At 70.0% G+C, this 14,800-nt stretch carries 18 protein-coding genes; 8 read left to right on the top strand and 10 right to left on the bottom strand.

Annotated elements, in window-relative coordinates:
* From ACZ6O0_RS02580 to ACZ6O0_RS02570, 3 genes are all read right to left on the bottom strand, one after another.
* A complete protein-coding gene (locus tag ACZ6O0_RS02580) occupies nt 1-627 on the bottom strand; it encodes a lysoplasmalogenase family protein (RefSeq protein WP_465763045.1) in 627 nt (208 codons plus the stop codon).
* Between the two features lie 42 nt (nt 628-669).
* Nucleotides 670-861, bottom strand: a complete 192-nt coding sequence (locus ACZ6O0_RS02575; protein ID WP_465763044.1) for a hypothetical protein — start codon at nt 859-861, stop codon at nt 670-672.
* 87 nt (nt 862-948) lie between these two features.
* The gene (locus tag ACZ6O0_RS02570) at nt 949-1,530 is read right to left on the bottom strand and encodes a LysR family transcriptional regulator (RefSeq protein ID WP_465763043.1); all 582 of its coding nucleotides are present in this window, start codon (nt 1,528-1,530) and stop codon (nt 949-951) included.
* Nucleotides 1,531-1,603: 73 nt separating this feature from the next.
* On the opposite strand from ACZ6O0_RS02570, the gene ACZ6O0_RS02565 reads away from it, so the two are divergent.
* Together ACZ6O0_RS02565 and ACZ6O0_RS02560 are read left to right on the top strand one after the other, a co-directional pair.
* Nucleotides 1,604-2,809 (top strand): MFS transporter, encoded by a 1,206-nt coding sequence (locus tag ACZ6O0_RS02565; protein WP_465763042.1) that lies wholly within the window; start codon nt 1,604-1,606, stop codon nt 2,807-2,809.
* Nucleotides 2,769-3,509 carry an N-acetyltransferase gene (locus tag ACZ6O0_RS02560; protein ID WP_465763041.1) on the top strand — a complete coding sequence of 247 codons (741 nt, stop codon included), beginning with the start codon at nt 2,769-2,771 and terminating at the stop codon, nt 3,507-3,509. The genes ACZ6O0_RS02565 and ACZ6O0_RS02560 overlap by 41 nt, the downstream gene beginning before the upstream one ends.
* A gap of 355 nt (nt 3,510-3,864) precedes the next feature.
* Here the strand turns inward: ACZ6O0_RS02560 and ACZ6O0_RS02555 are convergent, their stop codons facing one another.
* The 5 genes from ACZ6O0_RS02555 to ACZ6O0_RS02535 form a co-directional block, all read right to left on the bottom strand.
* A complete protein-coding gene (locus ACZ6O0_RS02555; protein WP_465763040.1) occupies nt 3,865-4,683 on the bottom strand; it encodes an ABC transporter permease in 819 nt (272 codons plus the stop codon).
* Nucleotides 4,643-5,470: an ABC transporter ATP-binding protein gene (locus ACZ6O0_RS02550; protein ID WP_465763039.1), complete on the bottom strand. Its 828-nt coding sequence runs from the start codon at nt 5,468-5,470 to the stop codon at nt 4,643-4,645. The genes ACZ6O0_RS02555 and ACZ6O0_RS02550 overlap by 41 nt, the downstream gene beginning before the upstream one ends.
* Nucleotides 5,467-5,952, bottom strand: a complete 486-nt coding sequence (locus ACZ6O0_RS02545; RefSeq protein ID WP_465763038.1) for a MarR family winged helix-turn-helix transcriptional regulator — start codon at nt 5,950-5,952, stop codon at nt 5,467-5,469. The genes ACZ6O0_RS02550 and ACZ6O0_RS02545 overlap by 4 nt, the downstream gene beginning before the upstream one ends.
* A gap of 257 nt (nt 5,953-6,209) precedes the next feature.
* Nucleotides 6,210-6,395 (bottom strand): DUF5703 family protein, encoded by a 186-nt coding sequence (locus ACZ6O0_RS02540; protein ID WP_130448421.1) that lies wholly within the window; start codon nt 6,393-6,395, stop codon nt 6,210-6,212.
* A gap of 16 nt (nt 6,396-6,411) precedes the next feature.
* Entirely contained in the window at nt 6,412-7,353 is a 942-nt protein-coding gene (locus ACZ6O0_RS02535; protein ID WP_465763037.1) for an aldo/keto reductase, read from the bottom strand.
* A 51-nt stretch (nt 7,354-7,404) separates the two neighbouring features.
* Between ACZ6O0_RS02535 and ACZ6O0_RS02530 the strand changes: the two genes are divergently transcribed.
* Together ACZ6O0_RS02530 and ACZ6O0_RS02525 are read left to right on the top strand one after the other, a co-directional pair.
* On the top strand, nt 7,405-8,457 hold the full coding sequence (locus tag ACZ6O0_RS02530; protein WP_465763036.1) for an LLM class F420-dependent oxidoreductase: 1,053 nt from the start codon (nt 7,405-7,407) through the stop codon (nt 8,455-8,457).
* Nucleotides 8,457-9,284: an undecaprenyl-diphosphate phosphatase gene (locus tag ACZ6O0_RS02525; protein ID WP_465763035.1), complete on the top strand. Its 828-nt coding sequence runs from the start codon at nt 8,457-8,459 to the stop codon at nt 9,282-9,284. Before ACZ6O0_RS02530 ends, ACZ6O0_RS02525 begins: the two co-directional genes overlap by 1 nt.
* Here the strand turns inward: ACZ6O0_RS02525 and ACZ6O0_RS02520 are convergent.
* Nucleotides 9,281-10,252, bottom strand: coding sequence for a magnesium and cobalt transport protein CorA (locus tag ACZ6O0_RS02520; RefSeq protein ID WP_465763034.1), 972 nt, complete (start codon nt 10,250-10,252; stop codon nt 9,281-9,283). The genes ACZ6O0_RS02525 and ACZ6O0_RS02520 overlap by 4 nt on opposite strands.
* 49 nt (nt 10,253-10,301) lie before the next feature.
* On the opposite strand from ACZ6O0_RS02520, the gene ACZ6O0_RS02515 reads away from it, so the two are divergent.
* From ACZ6O0_RS02515 to mshC, 4 genes are all read left to right on the top strand, one after another.
* Nucleotides 10,302-10,997, top strand: a complete 696-nt coding sequence (locus ACZ6O0_RS02515; RefSeq protein ID WP_465763033.1) for a histidine phosphatase family protein — start codon at nt 10,302-10,304, stop codon at nt 10,995-10,997.
* 12 nt (nt 10,998-11,009) lie between these two features.
* Nucleotides 11,010-11,585: a DUF3090 domain-containing protein gene (locus tag ACZ6O0_RS02510; RefSeq protein WP_465763032.1), complete on the top strand. Its 576-nt coding sequence runs from the start codon at nt 11,010-11,012 to the stop codon at nt 11,583-11,585.
* Entirely contained in the window at nt 11,582-12,373 is a 792-nt protein-coding gene (locus tag ACZ6O0_RS02505) for an SCO1664 family protein (RefSeq protein ID WP_465763031.1), read from the top strand. The genes ACZ6O0_RS02510 and ACZ6O0_RS02505 overlap by 4 nt, the downstream gene beginning before the upstream one ends.
* Nucleotides 12,374-12,686: 313 nt before the next feature.
* On the top strand, nt 12,687-13,907 hold the full coding sequence (gene mshC / locus ACZ6O0_RS02500; protein ID WP_465763030.1) for a cysteine--1-D-myo-inosityl 2-amino-2-deoxy-alpha-D-glucopyranoside ligase: 1,221 nt from the start codon (nt 12,687-12,689) through the stop codon (nt 13,905-13,907).
* Here the strand turns inward: mshC and ACZ6O0_RS02495 are convergent.
* Nucleotides 13,904-14,800 (bottom strand): hypothetical protein, encoded by an 897-nt coding sequence (locus ACZ6O0_RS02495; protein ID WP_465763029.1) that lies wholly within the window; start codon nt 14,798-14,800, stop codon nt 13,904-13,906. The two genes, mshC and ACZ6O0_RS02495, sit on opposite strands and share 4 nt — an antisense overlap.

Below are 14,800 nucleotides of genomic sequence, written 5' to 3'. Positions count from 1 at the left end.
CTACCGGTCAGGATCGGCTCGCGATGCGGTCACTCCGGAGGTCAGGAGGTACTGGCCGACGGCGTACGTCGACATCGTGAGCGCACCGCGGCCCGGGAAGTCGCGGCCGGCCAGGCGCAGCGCGATCAGGGCGTCGGAGATGAGGAAGAGCGTGCCGCCGAGCCCGCTCCGCGGGTTGTGCCAGCGGGAGGCGATGGCGGTTGCCGTCAGCAACAAGGCGTAGGCGGCGACGGGGACCCGCTGGTTGCCCAAGCCCGGCGAGAGGATTGCGATCAGGGCTGCCCAGAGAGCGGTGTACGCCGCCAGCACGCGCCACGGGCGTTCCGCCGGGGTGGCGAGGAACACGGCGAGGTAGCAGGTGTGGGCGGCGGCGAAGGCGGCGATGCCGGCGAGTTGGAGGTCGGTTTCGAGGAGCAGGTCACCGGCGGCTGATGCGAGCAGGGCGGCTTGGAGGAGTGGTGGTGCGTCCTGGGTCCGCGACCACGACCAGAGCAGCGGCATCAGGGACACCTTGCTGGCTTGCTTGAGGATCTTGACGTCGAAGGCGACGGCTGCCACTTGCACGACCGTCGTACCAGAGAACGCCGTCAACAGCCGTCGCCCGCGCGCCAACCGCCCCAGGTTCATAGGGCCGAGTGTGCCGTACACCGGGCCGCGGCTCACCGGTGTTCACGACAAGTTCAACGTGGTCCGGAGTTGGGGCAGGTGGCGGATCAGTGGCTTGGGTGGAGTGGGGGTGGTGACGACGGAGAGGGTGAGGCGGTACCGGAAGGGGGCGGGGGTGAGGTGTTCGCCGGGGCGAAGTTCGGTGGCCAGGGCGCTGCGGGGGACGATGGCCAGGTGGGCGCGGCGGCGGGCCATCGCGACTGTCGTGCTCAGCGTGACGCCGCGGCGCGGGATGGCACCCAGGCCGACCAGGCGGGCGTGGATGTCCTCGGCCCCTCGGTCTTAGGTGGAGAAGGCGATCGGGCGGTCCTTCAGCGGTTGCCGGCCGCGGCCCGGCGGGCGGGCGCCGGGCGGGGTGAACAGGACGAGCTCGTCGCGGCCGACGCGACGGGCGATCGTGCCGCGGGGCAATGTCATCTGCTCGGCGATCGCGACGAAGGCGGCGTCCATGGTGCCTTCGGCGACGCGCTCGACCAGGAAATGACCGTGGTCGACCTGCTGCTCGATCTCCAGATCGGGGAGGCCCGCGTCGAGGACCGGGAACAGGATCGGGGCGATGCTGCTGAACGTACCGATCACCAGACGGTGACCGGCGGCGGCTGCCCGGGTGGCGGCGTACACCTCCTCGAGGTGGCCGAGGATGTGGTCGGCCCGGCGGCTGAGCTCGGCGCCCGCCGGGGTCGGGCGGGCGCCGCGGGTGTCGCGCTCGAACAGCTTGGTGCCGCACAGGCGCTCGAGCCGGCTCAGGCGCTGGGACGCGGACGGCTGCGAGATGCGCAGCTCGCGGGCGGCGGTACCGACCGCCCCGGTCCGGGTGACGGCCTGGACCAGCCGGAGGTCGTCGACCGATGGTAATGAAGCCATAGGTTCAGCCTATGGCAACCACCAAAGACCGGATGGGTACCTGAGGTGTCCCCGAACCCGAAGAATCAAGGGCATGAGACCAAGGTCCGCGGCACTGGCGCTGCTGGCCGGAGGGGGAGCGGCGGACTTCGCGCTCCGGTTCACGCAGGTCGCGTTGCCGCTGGTGATCCTGCGGGAGACGGGCTCGGTCGCGGCGACCGGGCTGGTCGGCGGTGCCGCCGGCGTACCCGTCCTGCTCTCGCCATGGTGGGCACGCAGGGCGCGCCAGTGGGTGGACTCGGGCCCGAGGCTGGCCGTGGTTGCCGCAGTGTCGGCGGTGGCCCTCGCGATGGTGCCTACGGCGGCAGCGCTCGGTCTGCTGACTCCAGCGCTGCTCGTCGTCAGCGGTCTCCTGCTGGGCTGCGGTGACGCGTTGTCCAACCCGGGACGGTCGGCCCTCCTGGCCGACACCGGAGACCGTTGGGGTGCGGGCAAGGCCGTCGTACTGCTCACCTGGCAGGACGGTCTGCGCCGGATCGGCATGATGCTCGGACCGGTCCTCGGCGCGTTGGCAGTAGCCACCGGCTCTACCAACGGGCTCCTGTGGGTGGAAGCGGTCACCGTGCTCGTCGCCGGTCTGCTGGCGTGCAGTGTTCGTGGAGAGCGTGCTCCCGACGCCCTCGCGACGCCGTCGATCCGGGCGAGCCTCCGAGAACGCCGGGATGTCCGGTACGGCTGGATCGTCCGTGGCACGGGCTGCGTGACCTGGTTCGCGTTCACCCTCGGCCTGTCGGTGATCGGCGAGGAGCGCGGCCGGCCGGGGATCTACCTGGCCGCCGGCATGACCGGGTACGGCGTGGGCTCGGTGATCGGGACCGCGATCTCGCTGGCCGTCGTCCGGCGGATCCGGCCGGTCCCGGTGGCGTCGATCGCCTGGGCCACCATGGGGCTGTGCTGGGTCGGCATGGGCCTGTGGACCACCCCGCCGGTGATCGCCGTGATGGGCGGGCTCTCCGGGCTGACCGTCGTACTGGGGATCGCCGCGATCTCCGTCCTGATCACGGAGTCGTCGGCCGGGGCCGAGCGGCGGACGTTGTTGTCCGGCCAGAGCGTGGTGGTGAGCGCGAGCAGCTCGGCGGGGTTGCTGGCCGGCGGACCGATCATCGCCGCGGCCGGTGCCGAGCACTCGTTTGTCGGAGCCGGCGTGATCACCACCGCGGTTGCGGCAGTGGTCCTGCTGCGGTGCCAGACTGCGAGACATGTCCGAGATCGTGATCACCACGTTGGCCGAGCGGCCTGAGTACCTCGAGCGGATGTACGAGTTCGGCGACGCCTGGCCGGAGTTCATGCACAACGATCCGATCGGCAACGCGTTCATGGGGCAGGTGCCGGTCCAGTTCCCCGACCAGTGCGTGGTCGCGACCGAGGACGGCGAGCTGGTCGCGCACGGCCGGAGCATCCCGTTCGTCTTCCCGGACGAGAACCGCACCGAGCTGCCGACCGGCGGCTGGGACCGCGTCCTGCACTGGGGCTTCTGGGACCTGCGCAACGACCGCCGCCCGAACGTGTCGAGTGCCCTGGAGATCCTGATCCGCCCCAGCCACCTAGGCCGCGGCCTCTCCCACCAGATGCTCGCGGCCATGCGCGCCGCGGTGCAGGCCAAGGGCCACCAGATCCTGTTCGCGCCGGTCCGCCCGAACGGCAAGACCGACGCCAACCAGCCGATGACCGACTACATCCAGCAACTCAGACCCGACGGCCTCCCCACGGACCCGTGGCTCCGCGTCCACGTCAAAGCCGGCGGCAAGATCCTCCAGATCGCCCCCAGGTCCATGGTTATCGCCGGCACCCTGGCCGAGTGGCGAGACTGGACCGGCCTCCCCTTCGACACCACCGGCGACGTCATAGTCCCCAAGGCCCTCGTCCCGGTCCACTGCGACGTTCAACACAACCACGCCGTCTACGTTGAGCCCAACGTCTGGATCCAGCACGACCTGTGAACCCCGGCCACCGGCCACCGGTGGCCGGTCCCCGTTCCCGGTTCCTGGTCACCGTTCCCGGTTCCTGGTTCCTGGTCACCGGTCCCCGTTCTCGGTCCCCGTTCCCGGTCCACGGTCACCGGTCACCCGTCCTCGTGACGGCGGTCGTCTCGCGACGGGCGCTCCCCGGGTGTGGTTGGTCGCGCGCGGCAGCGCGCTGGGCGCGGGCGACAGCCCGCAAGGGATAGACCGGCGATGAGCCGGGGGTGGGTGGGAGCGCGCGGAGCGGCCGCGACGAAGGAGTGGCTGCGTAGCACGCGTGGGCGTACGCGAAGGAGGAGTGGCCGCGTGGCACGCGGGGGTGTGTGCGGGAGGTCTAGCGGGCGAGGCGGCCGAGGAGGGAAGCGGCGGCGCAGATGCCGGCTATGGCGGCGACGGTGAGGACTCCGAAGTCGAGCCAGTAGTTGGTGGGTTGGCCGATGAGGAGGCCGCGGAGGGCGCTGACCTCGTAGGTGAGGGGGTTGACGTGGCTGATGACGCGGAGCCAGTCGGGCATCAGGCTGACGGGGTACAACGCGTTGGATGCGAAGAAGAGCGGCATCGTGATGGCCTGGCCGATGCCCATCAGGCGGTCGCGGCGGAGGACCAGGCCGGCGATGGTCATCGAGAGGCAGGAGAAGAACGCCGCGCCGAGGACGACGACCACGAGGACCGCCAGCAGCTTCAGCGGGTTCCACGTCATGCTGACGCCGAGCAGTGCGGCGACGATGATGACGACGATCGCCTGCGAGATCGTCCGTACGCCGGCCGCGAAAGCCTTCCCGGCCACCAGCGCGGACCGCGGACTCGGCGTGACGAGGAGCTTGGTGAGGATCCCCGCGTCGCGTTCCCAGATGATCTGTATGCCGTAGAAGATCGCGACGAACAGCGCGGACTGCGCGATGATGCCCGGCGCGAGGTAGTCCAGGTACGGGACGTCGCCGGTCGGGATGGCCCGGATCCGGCTGAACGTCTGGCCGAAGATGACCAGCCACAGGATCGGCTGGATCGCGCGGGTGATGAGCTCGGTCCGGTCGTGCCGCAGCTTCTGCAGCTCGACCAGGCAGAACGTGGCGATCCGGGAGAGCAGCCGGACGGCGGCCCGGGGCCTGGTCTCAGCCCATGCGTTGGGCGGTACGACGGGTGCCACGGACATCGCGCAGGCCTCCCTTCTCGGCAGCGGCGAGACTCTCGCCGGTGTGGTGACGGAACACGTCCTCGAGGCTGGCGTCCGGTCCGAGCTCGGCCTTGAGATCGTCCGGCGAACCGACCGCGCGCAGCCGGCCTTCGTGCATCAGGGCGACCCGGTCGCAGAGCAGGTCGGCCTCCTCCATGTAGTGCGTGGTCAGCAGCACGGTCATCCCGTACCGCTCCTGCATCTCCTGAACCCGCGCCCACACCGAGTCCCGGGCGACCGGGTCGAGCCCGACCGTCGGCTCGTCCAGCACCAGCAGAGCCGGCCGGTTGACCAACGCCTGAGCCAGCTCCAGACGGCGCACCATGCCACCGGAGTACGTCGACGCGAGCCGGTCGGCCGCGTCGGTCAGGTCGACGATCTCGAGCACCTCGGCAACTCGAGCGGCCCGCTCCCGACGCGGTACGTCGAACAGCCGGGCGAACCACGACACGTTCTCCCGCGCGGTCAGCGCCCCCTCGATCGACAACTGCTGCGGGACGTACCCGAGCATCCGCCGTACCGACATCGCGTCGGAGTGGACGTCCAGCCCGAACACCCGGACCGTGCCGGTCTGCGGCGGATAGAGCGTGTTGAGGACGCGCAGCGTGGTGGTCTTGCCGGCACCGTTCGGACCGAGCAGCCCGAAACACTCGCCAGGTGAGACGGTGAGGTCCAGATTGTCGACGGCAAGATGGTCTCCGAACCGATGGCTGAGGCCGTCGATCTGGACGGCCGGGACTGCGTCGGGCGCTGCGTCCGCACTCATCCTCGCTCCTCTCCCTGCTGGACCAGGGCACGTTGATCTTGCTGGGGGTGCAACCGCTCCGCGAGTACGCCGAGCACCGGCAAAGCGGCCCGCAGTGCGTCGCGCTCGTCCCGCTCGAGGCCGTCGAGCGCCTCGGTGACCAGCGCCGTACGCCGGTCGCGCCAGGCCTCGACCTGCTCACGAGCCGGCTCGGTCAGGGTCAGCCGGGCGACACGGCGATCGGACTCGTCGGGGGCGCGCACGAGCAGCCCGCGCTCGCTGAGTTGGCCGACCAGGGTCGACACGGTGTTCGCGACCAGGCCCAGCTCGGCGGCGGCCTCGGTCACCGAGATGCCCGGGTTGCGGCGGACCGTCCGGACGAGCTCGGCCTGCGAGGCGGTCAGCGTCGACAGCGCCCCGGGCCGGCCCGCGGATCGGCGGAGGTGACGACGCACCAGGCCGATGGCGGCCAGCAACTCCTCGGCGAGGACGTCGGTGCTCATGCCCCTCAGAATACCTCTGTCGCAGAGATATTCCAGCGACACGAAACCCCAACTAATCGGGGTACGCCGGGAGGCCGGGCGGTCGGAGCATCGGTGCCATGAACACGACTGAGACCAACAAAGCCGTCGGTCTACGTTCTCCGCGCGGCGGATCGTCGGGCGGTTGTGGCTGTTGCCGCGCACGGTGCAGGAGCACGTGCGAGCGGCGTACGACGCGGTCGGCGTCGGCGGTCGCCGGGAGTTGGTGACCGCGTTGCTCAGAGGGTCCGCATCACGCGGATGATGCGGCGGCGGAGCCACACTCGCCGGGTGCCGTCGGGGTAGCGTCTCAGCCGGGCCAGCTCCCAGCCGCCGTACTCGGCGTGCTCGGTCAGCAAACGACGGACCGCGCCACGCGATTCCGTCCTGGACACCTCGAACTGCTGCAACTCGTATTCGGCCATCCGCACCTCCAACTGCCTATGACACATCCTCCAGCGCAGCGACGATCGCGGGCGGGAGCGTGAGCTCCTCCACACCCAGGACCGACTTGAGCTGCATCGCCGTCCGGGCCCCGACGATCGCCGCCGACACTCCCGGCCGGTCCCGCACCCAGGTCAGCGCCACCTCGAGCGGGGTCCAGCCGAGCCCGTCGGCGGCTCGTGCGACCGCTTCCACGATGCCCGAACCGCGGCCGTCGAGATAGGGGTCGACGAATCTGGACAGATGCTGAGACGCCGCCCGGGAGTCCGCCGGGATCCCGGTCCGGTACTTCCCAGTCAACACACCGCGGCCAAGCGGCGACCAGGCCAGGATCCCGATCCCGAGCCCGCCGGCCGCGCGGATTGCGTCCGCCTCGGCGTCGCGGGCGAGCAGCGAGTACTCCACCTGGTTGGACACCGGCACGGCGCGGCCGGGCCACGCCTGCTGCCAGGTGACGGCCCGGGCCGACTTCCAGCCGGCGTAGTTCGAGATTCCGACGTACCGGACCTTGCCGGAGCTGACGGCGTGGTCGAGCGCGGAGAGCGTCTCCTCCAGCGGTACGTCGTCCGACCAGGTGTGCAGCTGCCACAGGTCGATGTGGTCGACGTCGAGCCGTCGCAGCGAGCCCTCCAGATCACGCAGCAGGGCACCGCGGGAGGTGTCGGTGATCCGCTCGCCCCGGCGGACGCTGAACCCGGCCTTGGTCGCGATGACCAGGTCGTCCCGCTCCACGACGTCACCGAGCAGTGACCCGATCAGTCGCTCGCTGTCGCCGTCGCCGTACGCCGCCGCCGTGTCGATCAGCGTGCCGCCGGCGGCGACGAACGCGGCGAGCTGCTCGCGCGCCTCGTGCTCGTCGGTGTCGCGGCCCCAGGACATGGTGCCCAGGCCGAGCCTGCTCACCGCCAGTCCACTGTGACCGAGATAGCGCTGCTGCATGACCCGAGCCTATTGCGGGCCACCGACAACGGCTCGCTAGGCTCGCCAGTCATGCGACTCGGACTCAACATCGGCTTCGTCTTCGGCGGCGACGACCATCTGGACCACCTGAGGCTGGTGAAGGAGGCCGAGCGGCTCGGGTACTCGGTCACCTGGGCCGCGGAGGCGTACGGCTCGGACGCCGCCACGGTGCTCAGCTGGATCGCGGCCCAGACCACCACGATCGACGTCGGTGCGGCCGTGTTCCAGATTCCCGCCCGGACGCCGGCGATGACCGCGATGACCGCGGCCACGCTGGACCGGTTGTCGAACGGCCGCTTCCGGCTCGGACTGGGCGTCTCCGGGCCGCAGGTGTCGGAGGGCTGGCACGGCGTCCGGTTCTCTCAGCCGTTGCTCAGGACGCGTGAGTACGTTGCCATCGTGAACTCCGCCCTCCGCCGCGAGACCGTCGCGTACGAGGGCAAGTACTTCACGCTGCCGCTGCCGGACGGACCCGGCAAGGCGCTGAAGCTGACCGTCCGGCCGATCCGCGACCACGTACCGATCTACCTGGCCGCGGTCGGCCCGAAGAACCTCGAGCTGGCCGGCGAGATCGCCGACGGCTGGCTCGGCATCCTCAACGACCCCGCCTATCTGGGAGAGCAGTTGAAGCACATCAAGACGGGCCGCGAGGTCCGTCAGGAAGGGCTCGACGGCTTCGACGTCGTCGCGTCCGTACCGGTGATGACCGGAGACGACCTGCAGGCCGCGGCCGACCCGATCCGTGGGTACGCCGCGCTGTACATCGGCGGCATGGGCAGCCGGGAGAAGAACTTCTACAACGCGCTCGCGGTCCGGATGGGCTACGCCGACGAGGCGAAGGAGATCCAGGACCTCTATCTGGACAAGAAGCACCGCGAGGCGATGGCCGCCGTACCGCACGGCTTCATCGACTCGATCTCGCTGCTCGGCAGCAAGGAGCGGATGGCCGAGAAGCTCACGGCGTACGCCGAGGCCGGGGCGACGACCGTCGCGATCACGCCGTTCGCCTCCACCGTCGACCAGCGGATCGCCGACCTGCGCACCGTCGCCGAGGCCCTCGAGCTGTCCGGAGCCGGCCACTGATGACGATCTGGGACTCCATCATCCTCGGCATCGTCGAGGGTCTGACCGAATTCCTCCCGGTGTCGAGCACCGGGCATCTCACCATCGTGTCGAAGATGCTCGGCCTGAAGATCGACGATCCGGCGATCACCGGCTTCACGGCCGTGATCCAGATCGGCGCGATCCTGGCCGTCGTCCTGTACTTCTGGAAAGACATCCGGCGGATCGCGGTCGCCTGGGTGCGCGGGCTGGTCAAGCCCGAGCACCGTGGCGAGTTCGACCACCGGATGGGCTGGTACGTGATCGTCGGATCGATGCCGATCGTCCTCGTCGGGTTCCTTGCCCGCGACATCATCTCGGGGCCGTTGCGGAGCCTGTGGTGGGTGGCCGCGGCACTGATCGGCTGGTCGTTCGTGATGGTCGCCGCCGAGCGCGTCGGCACCAAGTCACGGCCGCTGACGCGGATCACGTTCGTCGACGCGCTGGTGATGGGGCTGGTCCAGTGCCTGGCGCTGGTCCCCGGCATCTCGCGGTCCGGCGCGACGATCTCGGCCGGCCTGTTCCGCGGACTCGACCGGGTGGCCGCCACCAGGATCTCGTTCCTGCTCGGCATCCCCGCCCTGGTCGGCGCGGGCGTCTACGAACTGAAAGACGCCCTCAACGGCAGCGTCGGCGCCGTCCCCCTCCTGGTCGGCACCGTGGTCAGCTTCATCGTCGCCTACGCCTCCATCGCCTGGCTCCTCCGCTTCGTCGCCAAACACACCATCGAGGTCTTCGCCTTCTACCGAATCCTCCTCGGCATCGTCCTGATAATCCTCCTGGCCACCAGCACGATCACGGCGACCTAGAGCCAGCCGACCTTGCGGAAGAAGCGGTACATGGTGGTGCAGGTGACAGCCAGCAGGAGGAGGACGGCGTAGTAGCCGAAGTGCCAGCGGAGTTCGGGCATGTTGTCGAAGTTCATGCCGTAGATGCCGGCCACCATGGTCGGCACCGCGGCGATGGCGACCCAGGCGGAGATCCGGCGCATGTCGTCGTTCTGCTGGACCGACACGCGGGCCAGGTGCGCGTTCAGGGCCGAGCTGAGCAGCGTGTCGAGGCCCTCGGTCTGGTCGGAGACGCGGTTGACGTGGTCGGCCACATCGCGGAAGTACGGCGCGGCTTTCGGGTTGATGCCGGGAACACCGTGGGCGAACTGCTCCATCGGCTCCCGGAGCGGCTGGACCGCGCGCCGCATCTCCAGCACCTCGCGCTTGAGCTTGTAGATCCGCTCGGCGTCGCTCGTACGCTCCGGCGAGAAGACCGAGCTCTCGATCTCGTCGACGTCGATCTCGACCGACTCCGCGACGGTCTCATAGTCGTCCACCACCGAGTCGCAGATCGCCCACAGTACGGCGGCCGGACCATGGCCGAGCAGCGACGCACGCTCCTCCAGCTGGTGCCGGGCCGTGGCCAGCTCCCCGCCCTCCCCGTGCCGGACGGTCACGACGTACCGCGGACCGATGAAGACGCTCAGCTGGCCGGTCTCGACCGCGTCGCCCTCGTCGACGTACCAGAGCGTCCGCAGGACGACGACGATCGCGTCACCGAAACGCTCGATCTTCGGCCGCTGGTGGGCCTTCAGCGCGTCCTCGACCGCGAGCTCGTGCAGGCCGAACAGCCGCTGGACCCGGCGCATCTCGGCGTCCGTCGGCTCGTGCAGCCCGACCCACCCGAAGCACTCGCCGTCGTCGTCGATGGCCTGGGCAACGGTCTCGGGATCCCGGGGCAGGTCCTGCCGTTCCCCCTCGGCGTACACGCCGCAGTCCACGATCACGCCCCCATCATGGCACCGCCGTTTGAGCAGACCGGATAACGTGCACCTCATGCCCACGGTGATTCTGGTCCGGCACGGACGCACCGGCGCGAACACGTCCGGCACACTGGCCGGCCGGACGCCGGGAGTGAAGCTGGACGAGACCGGGGTCAAGCAGGCGGAGGCGGTCGCGCAGCGGCTGGCCGAGCTGCCGCTGGCCGCGCTCGTCACCTCACCGCTGGATCGCTGCAAGCAGACCGCGGCCGCGATCGCGAAACACCACGATGGGTTGCGTCCGGCAACGGATCGGCGGCTGACCGAGTGCGGGTACGGCGACTGGACCGGCCAGAAGATCGCGACCCTGGCGAAGGACCCGCTGTGGGCCGTGGTCCAGCAGCACCCGTCCGCGGTCACGTTCCCGAACGGCGAGTCGATGCGGGCGATGCAGCAGCGCGCGGTCGACGCCGTACGGGCGCATGACGCGGCGCTGGCCAAGAGCCACGGCGACGGCGCGATCTGGGTCGCCGTGTCGCACGGGGACGTGATCAAGTCGATCGTGGCGGACGCGCTGGGTCAGCATCTGGACACCTTCCAGCGGATCGTGGTGGACACCGCGTCGACCACGATCATCACGTACACCGCGACCCGCCCGTTCCTGGTCCGGCTGAACGACTCCGGCAGCGAACTGGCATCCCTCATCCCGAAGCCCCCGGCCAAGGGCCGGACCAAGAAACAGTCTTCCGACGCGGTGGTCGGCGGACGGTAATAGGGTCTACACATGGCGCGCGTTGTTCATTCGTACGACGAACCCGACAGGTTCGTCGCCGGCACCGTGGGGGAACCCGGTGCGAGGACGTTCTTCCTGCAGGCCCGGGCCGGTGCCCGGCTGACCTCGGTGGCCTGTGAGAAGGAACAGGTGATGGCGCTCGCGGAGCGGCTGGACGTGATGCTGGACGAGGTCGCCCGGCGGTTCGACCGGGACCCGATCACGCCCGGCTCGGTGGACGACACCGATCCGCTCGAGCAGCCGATCGAGGAGGAGTTCCGGGCCGGCACGATGACGCTGGCCTGGGAGGCCGATGCCGAGCGAGTCGTGATCGAGGTCTTCGCGGTCGTCACCGGTGAGCAGGCCGACCTGGAGGAGACCGATCCGGTCACGGCCGCGATGGAGTCCGAGGACGCCGAGGTGTTCATCGTCCGGATCACCGAGGAGCAGGCCCGCGCGTTCGCCCGGCGGGCGGTCGCGCTGGTCGCGTCCGGGCGGCCGAGCTGCCCGTTCTGCGGCCGGCCCATCGATGCCGAGGGCCATATCTGCCCCCGCGCCAACGGCTACCGCAGGCACCTGCCGGAATGATCGATCCGGACCTGCTCGCCACCGGGGAGCTGTCCTTGCACGGACGCCTGGTGGCCGCGTCGAACGGGACCTTCCAGGGTTCGGTGAGCCTCGCCGGCGAGTCTGCGACGGTGGTCTACAAGCCGGTCCAGGGGGAGCGGCCGCTGTGGGACTTCCCCGACGGGACGCTGGCGCAGCGGGAGTTCGCGGCGTACGTCGTCTCCGAAGCGCTCGGGTGGTCCATCGTGCCGCCGACGTTGCTGCGGGACGGGCCGCTCGGCGAGGGCATGGTGCAGCTCTGGATCGACGAGGCCGAGGCCGGGCCGGGGGAGACCGAGCTGGTCGACATCGTCCCGCAGGGTCGCGTGCCCGACGGTTGGGTCGGCGTCCTCGACGCGCTCGACGGGCGGCACAACCCGGTGACGCTCGTCCACGCGGACAACGACGCGTTGCGGCGGATGGCGGTATTCGATGCCGTGGTCAACAATGCCGACCGCAAGGGCGGCCACGTCCTGAACCCGGGCGACGGCCGCGTGTACGGCGTCGACCACGGCGTCACCTTCAACGCCGACGACAAACTGCGCACTGTCCTGTGGGGCTGGGCGGGCGACCCGATCCCGCCCGACCTCCTGGACGACGTACGCCGCCTGGCCGACCAACTAGCCGGCGGCCTCGGCCAACAACTCTGCGACCTCATCACCGCCGTCGAACTGACCGCAACCAGAGAACGCTGCTCAACCCTCCTGAAGACCGGCACCTTCCCGCAACCCAGCGACGACTGGCCCGCAATCCCCTGGCCGGCGTTCTAGGCGGGCTGGACGCTCACGTTTGCTAGGCGGCCGTGGGGGTCGAAGTCGGTGGTGATGGTGGTGCCGTTTGCGGGAAGGCGCTCAGGTCGGGGCTGTCGGTGGTGAACTCGGTGATGCCGTGTTCAGGGCCGAAGTCGCGGATGGGCGTGGTTGGCGCCACGGCCGGGGCAGCCGCCGTGCGCCTGGAACTCGGGGCTGACGTCTGCGCTCATCGGGGGCGAGGTTAACCGCCGCGAGGTGCGCACCGGCCGCCGGACCAGGGAATGGAACCGTGTCGCGTCGTTGAAAACCGGACTGGCATAAGCTCCGACACATGCAGGCGTGGACGAAACCAGACATCCCGGTCGTGCCGGGCCCGGCCCGGCGGCTGCGCCTCTATGACACCGCCTCGGGCGGGCTGGTCGAGGTGCCGCCGGCCGACGGCGGAACCGCCCGGATGTACGTGTGCGGCATCACGCCGTACGACGCCACCCACATGGGCCACGCGGCGACGTACGTGACGTTCGACCTGGTCAACCGGCTCTGGCGGGACGCCGGGTACGACGTGCACTACACGCAGAACATCACCGACGTCGACGACCCGCTGCTCGAGCGGGCGACGGCGACCGGCATCGACTGGACCGAGCTGGCGTACCGCGAGATCCAGCTCTTCCGCGACGACATGACCGCGTTGCGGGTGATCCCGCCGCAGCACTACATCGGCGTGGTCGAGTCGATCGACCTGGTGTCGAGGGCGATCGAGGACCTGCAGCGGGCCGGTGCGGTCTACTCGGTCGACGGCGACCTGTACTTCGCGGTGAAGGCGGACGCGGCGTTCGGCAGCGTCTCCAACTACGACCGCGAGACGATGGCGGAGCTGTTCGCCGAGCGCGGCGGCGACCCGGATCGCGACGGCAAGCGCGACCCGCTGGACAGCCTGCTCTGGCGGCATGAGCGGCCGGGGGAGCCGGCATGGGACTCGCCGTTCGGCCGTGGTCGCCCGGGCTGGCACGTCGAGTGTTCGGCAATCGCGCTCGAACATCTCGGCATGACGTTCGACGTCCAGGGTGGCGGTTCGGACCTGATCTTCCCCCACCACGAGATGTCGGCGAGCGGTGCGCAGGTGGCGACGGGCCAGTTCCCGTTTGCGCGGGCGTACGTGCACCAGGCGATGGTCGGTCTGGACGGCGAGAAGATGTCCAAGTCCAAGGGCAACCTCGTGCTGGTGTCGAAGGAACGCCTCGCCGGTGCCGACCCGATGGCGATCCGGCTCGCGCTGCTCACGCATCACTACCGCACAGACTGGTTCTGGACGTCGTCCGATCTGCTCGACGCGCAGGAGCGCCTCGACGTCTGGCGCGGCGCGGTCGGCCGCGGTTCGGGTCCCGACGGTGCCGCCACGGTTGACGCCGTACGCGCGGCTCTCACCAACGACCTCGACACGGTCGCGGCGTTGTCGGCCGTGGACACCTGGGCCTCGACCAACGGCGACGACACCGAGGCGCCCGGCCTGGTCGCCCAGGCCGTCGACGCTCTCCTCGGAGTGAAGCTCTAGCCGGTCACCGGCTGGTGGGTCTTGACCGGCGTCGGGACCGGCGCGGCCGGCGGCGTGTCGAGCTGCGGGGGAGCGGGGTTGTTCGGGTGCGTCGGCTTCGGCGTGGGCTTCGGCTCCGCCGCGGGCTTGGCGCAGGTGGCCGAGGCCAGCCGGATGACCTGCGTACCGCCGCCGAGGTCGATCGTCAGGCCGGTGATCGTGAACGAACCGTCCGAGTGCTGGGCCTGTTCGTTGACCTTGATCGTCGCCAGCGGAGCGGCCGGGATCGTCGCACCCTGCTTCGTGGACGGCAGCGCGAGCTTCTGGCCGAGCAGCGTCAGCGAGCCGATGTCGACACCACCCTCATCACCCGAGCAGTAGACGTTCACGGCGTCGATCTCGAGCAGCGAGCTCGGCGGCGTGAGCAGCAGGTTGCACAGGTCAGGCAGGTTCTTGACCGGCAGGTCCTTCGTATTCAGCTTCGGCAGCGGTAGGCCGAGATCGGGCAGCGGCAGGTCGGGGATCGGCAGGTCGTCAGCGCCCTGGGCGGGCAGGTTGGCACACCTCTGCTTCAGCTCCGGCGGGATCTTCACCTGACTGAGGATGTCCGGACCGACCACGATGTCGAAGAGCTCAACCGAGGCCGAGTCGTTGCCGGCGGTCGCGTTCCCGGCCCGGACCGAGAGCAGCGGGTTCTTCGGCAGCTCGAGCGCGGACGACGTCTGGCGCTTCCCGTCGAGGGATTCGGCGTACGGCGTCTTGGCGATCGGGAACTGGCCTTCCGCGCTGACGGCGTACGCCGAGGACGGCCGGGCGGCCGCGTTGCCCGCGGGCGCACTCGCGACCAGGGTGAACGCCACGACGCCGCCGACGGCCGCGACCGTGGTGACGGTCCGGGCGAGATCTGGTCGCAT

The organism is Kribbella sp. NPDC048837, from assembly GCF_055586945.1.
The sequence above is the reverse complement of the archived record's forward strand: the minus strand, read 5'-3'. Positions and strand labels throughout refer to the sequence as shown.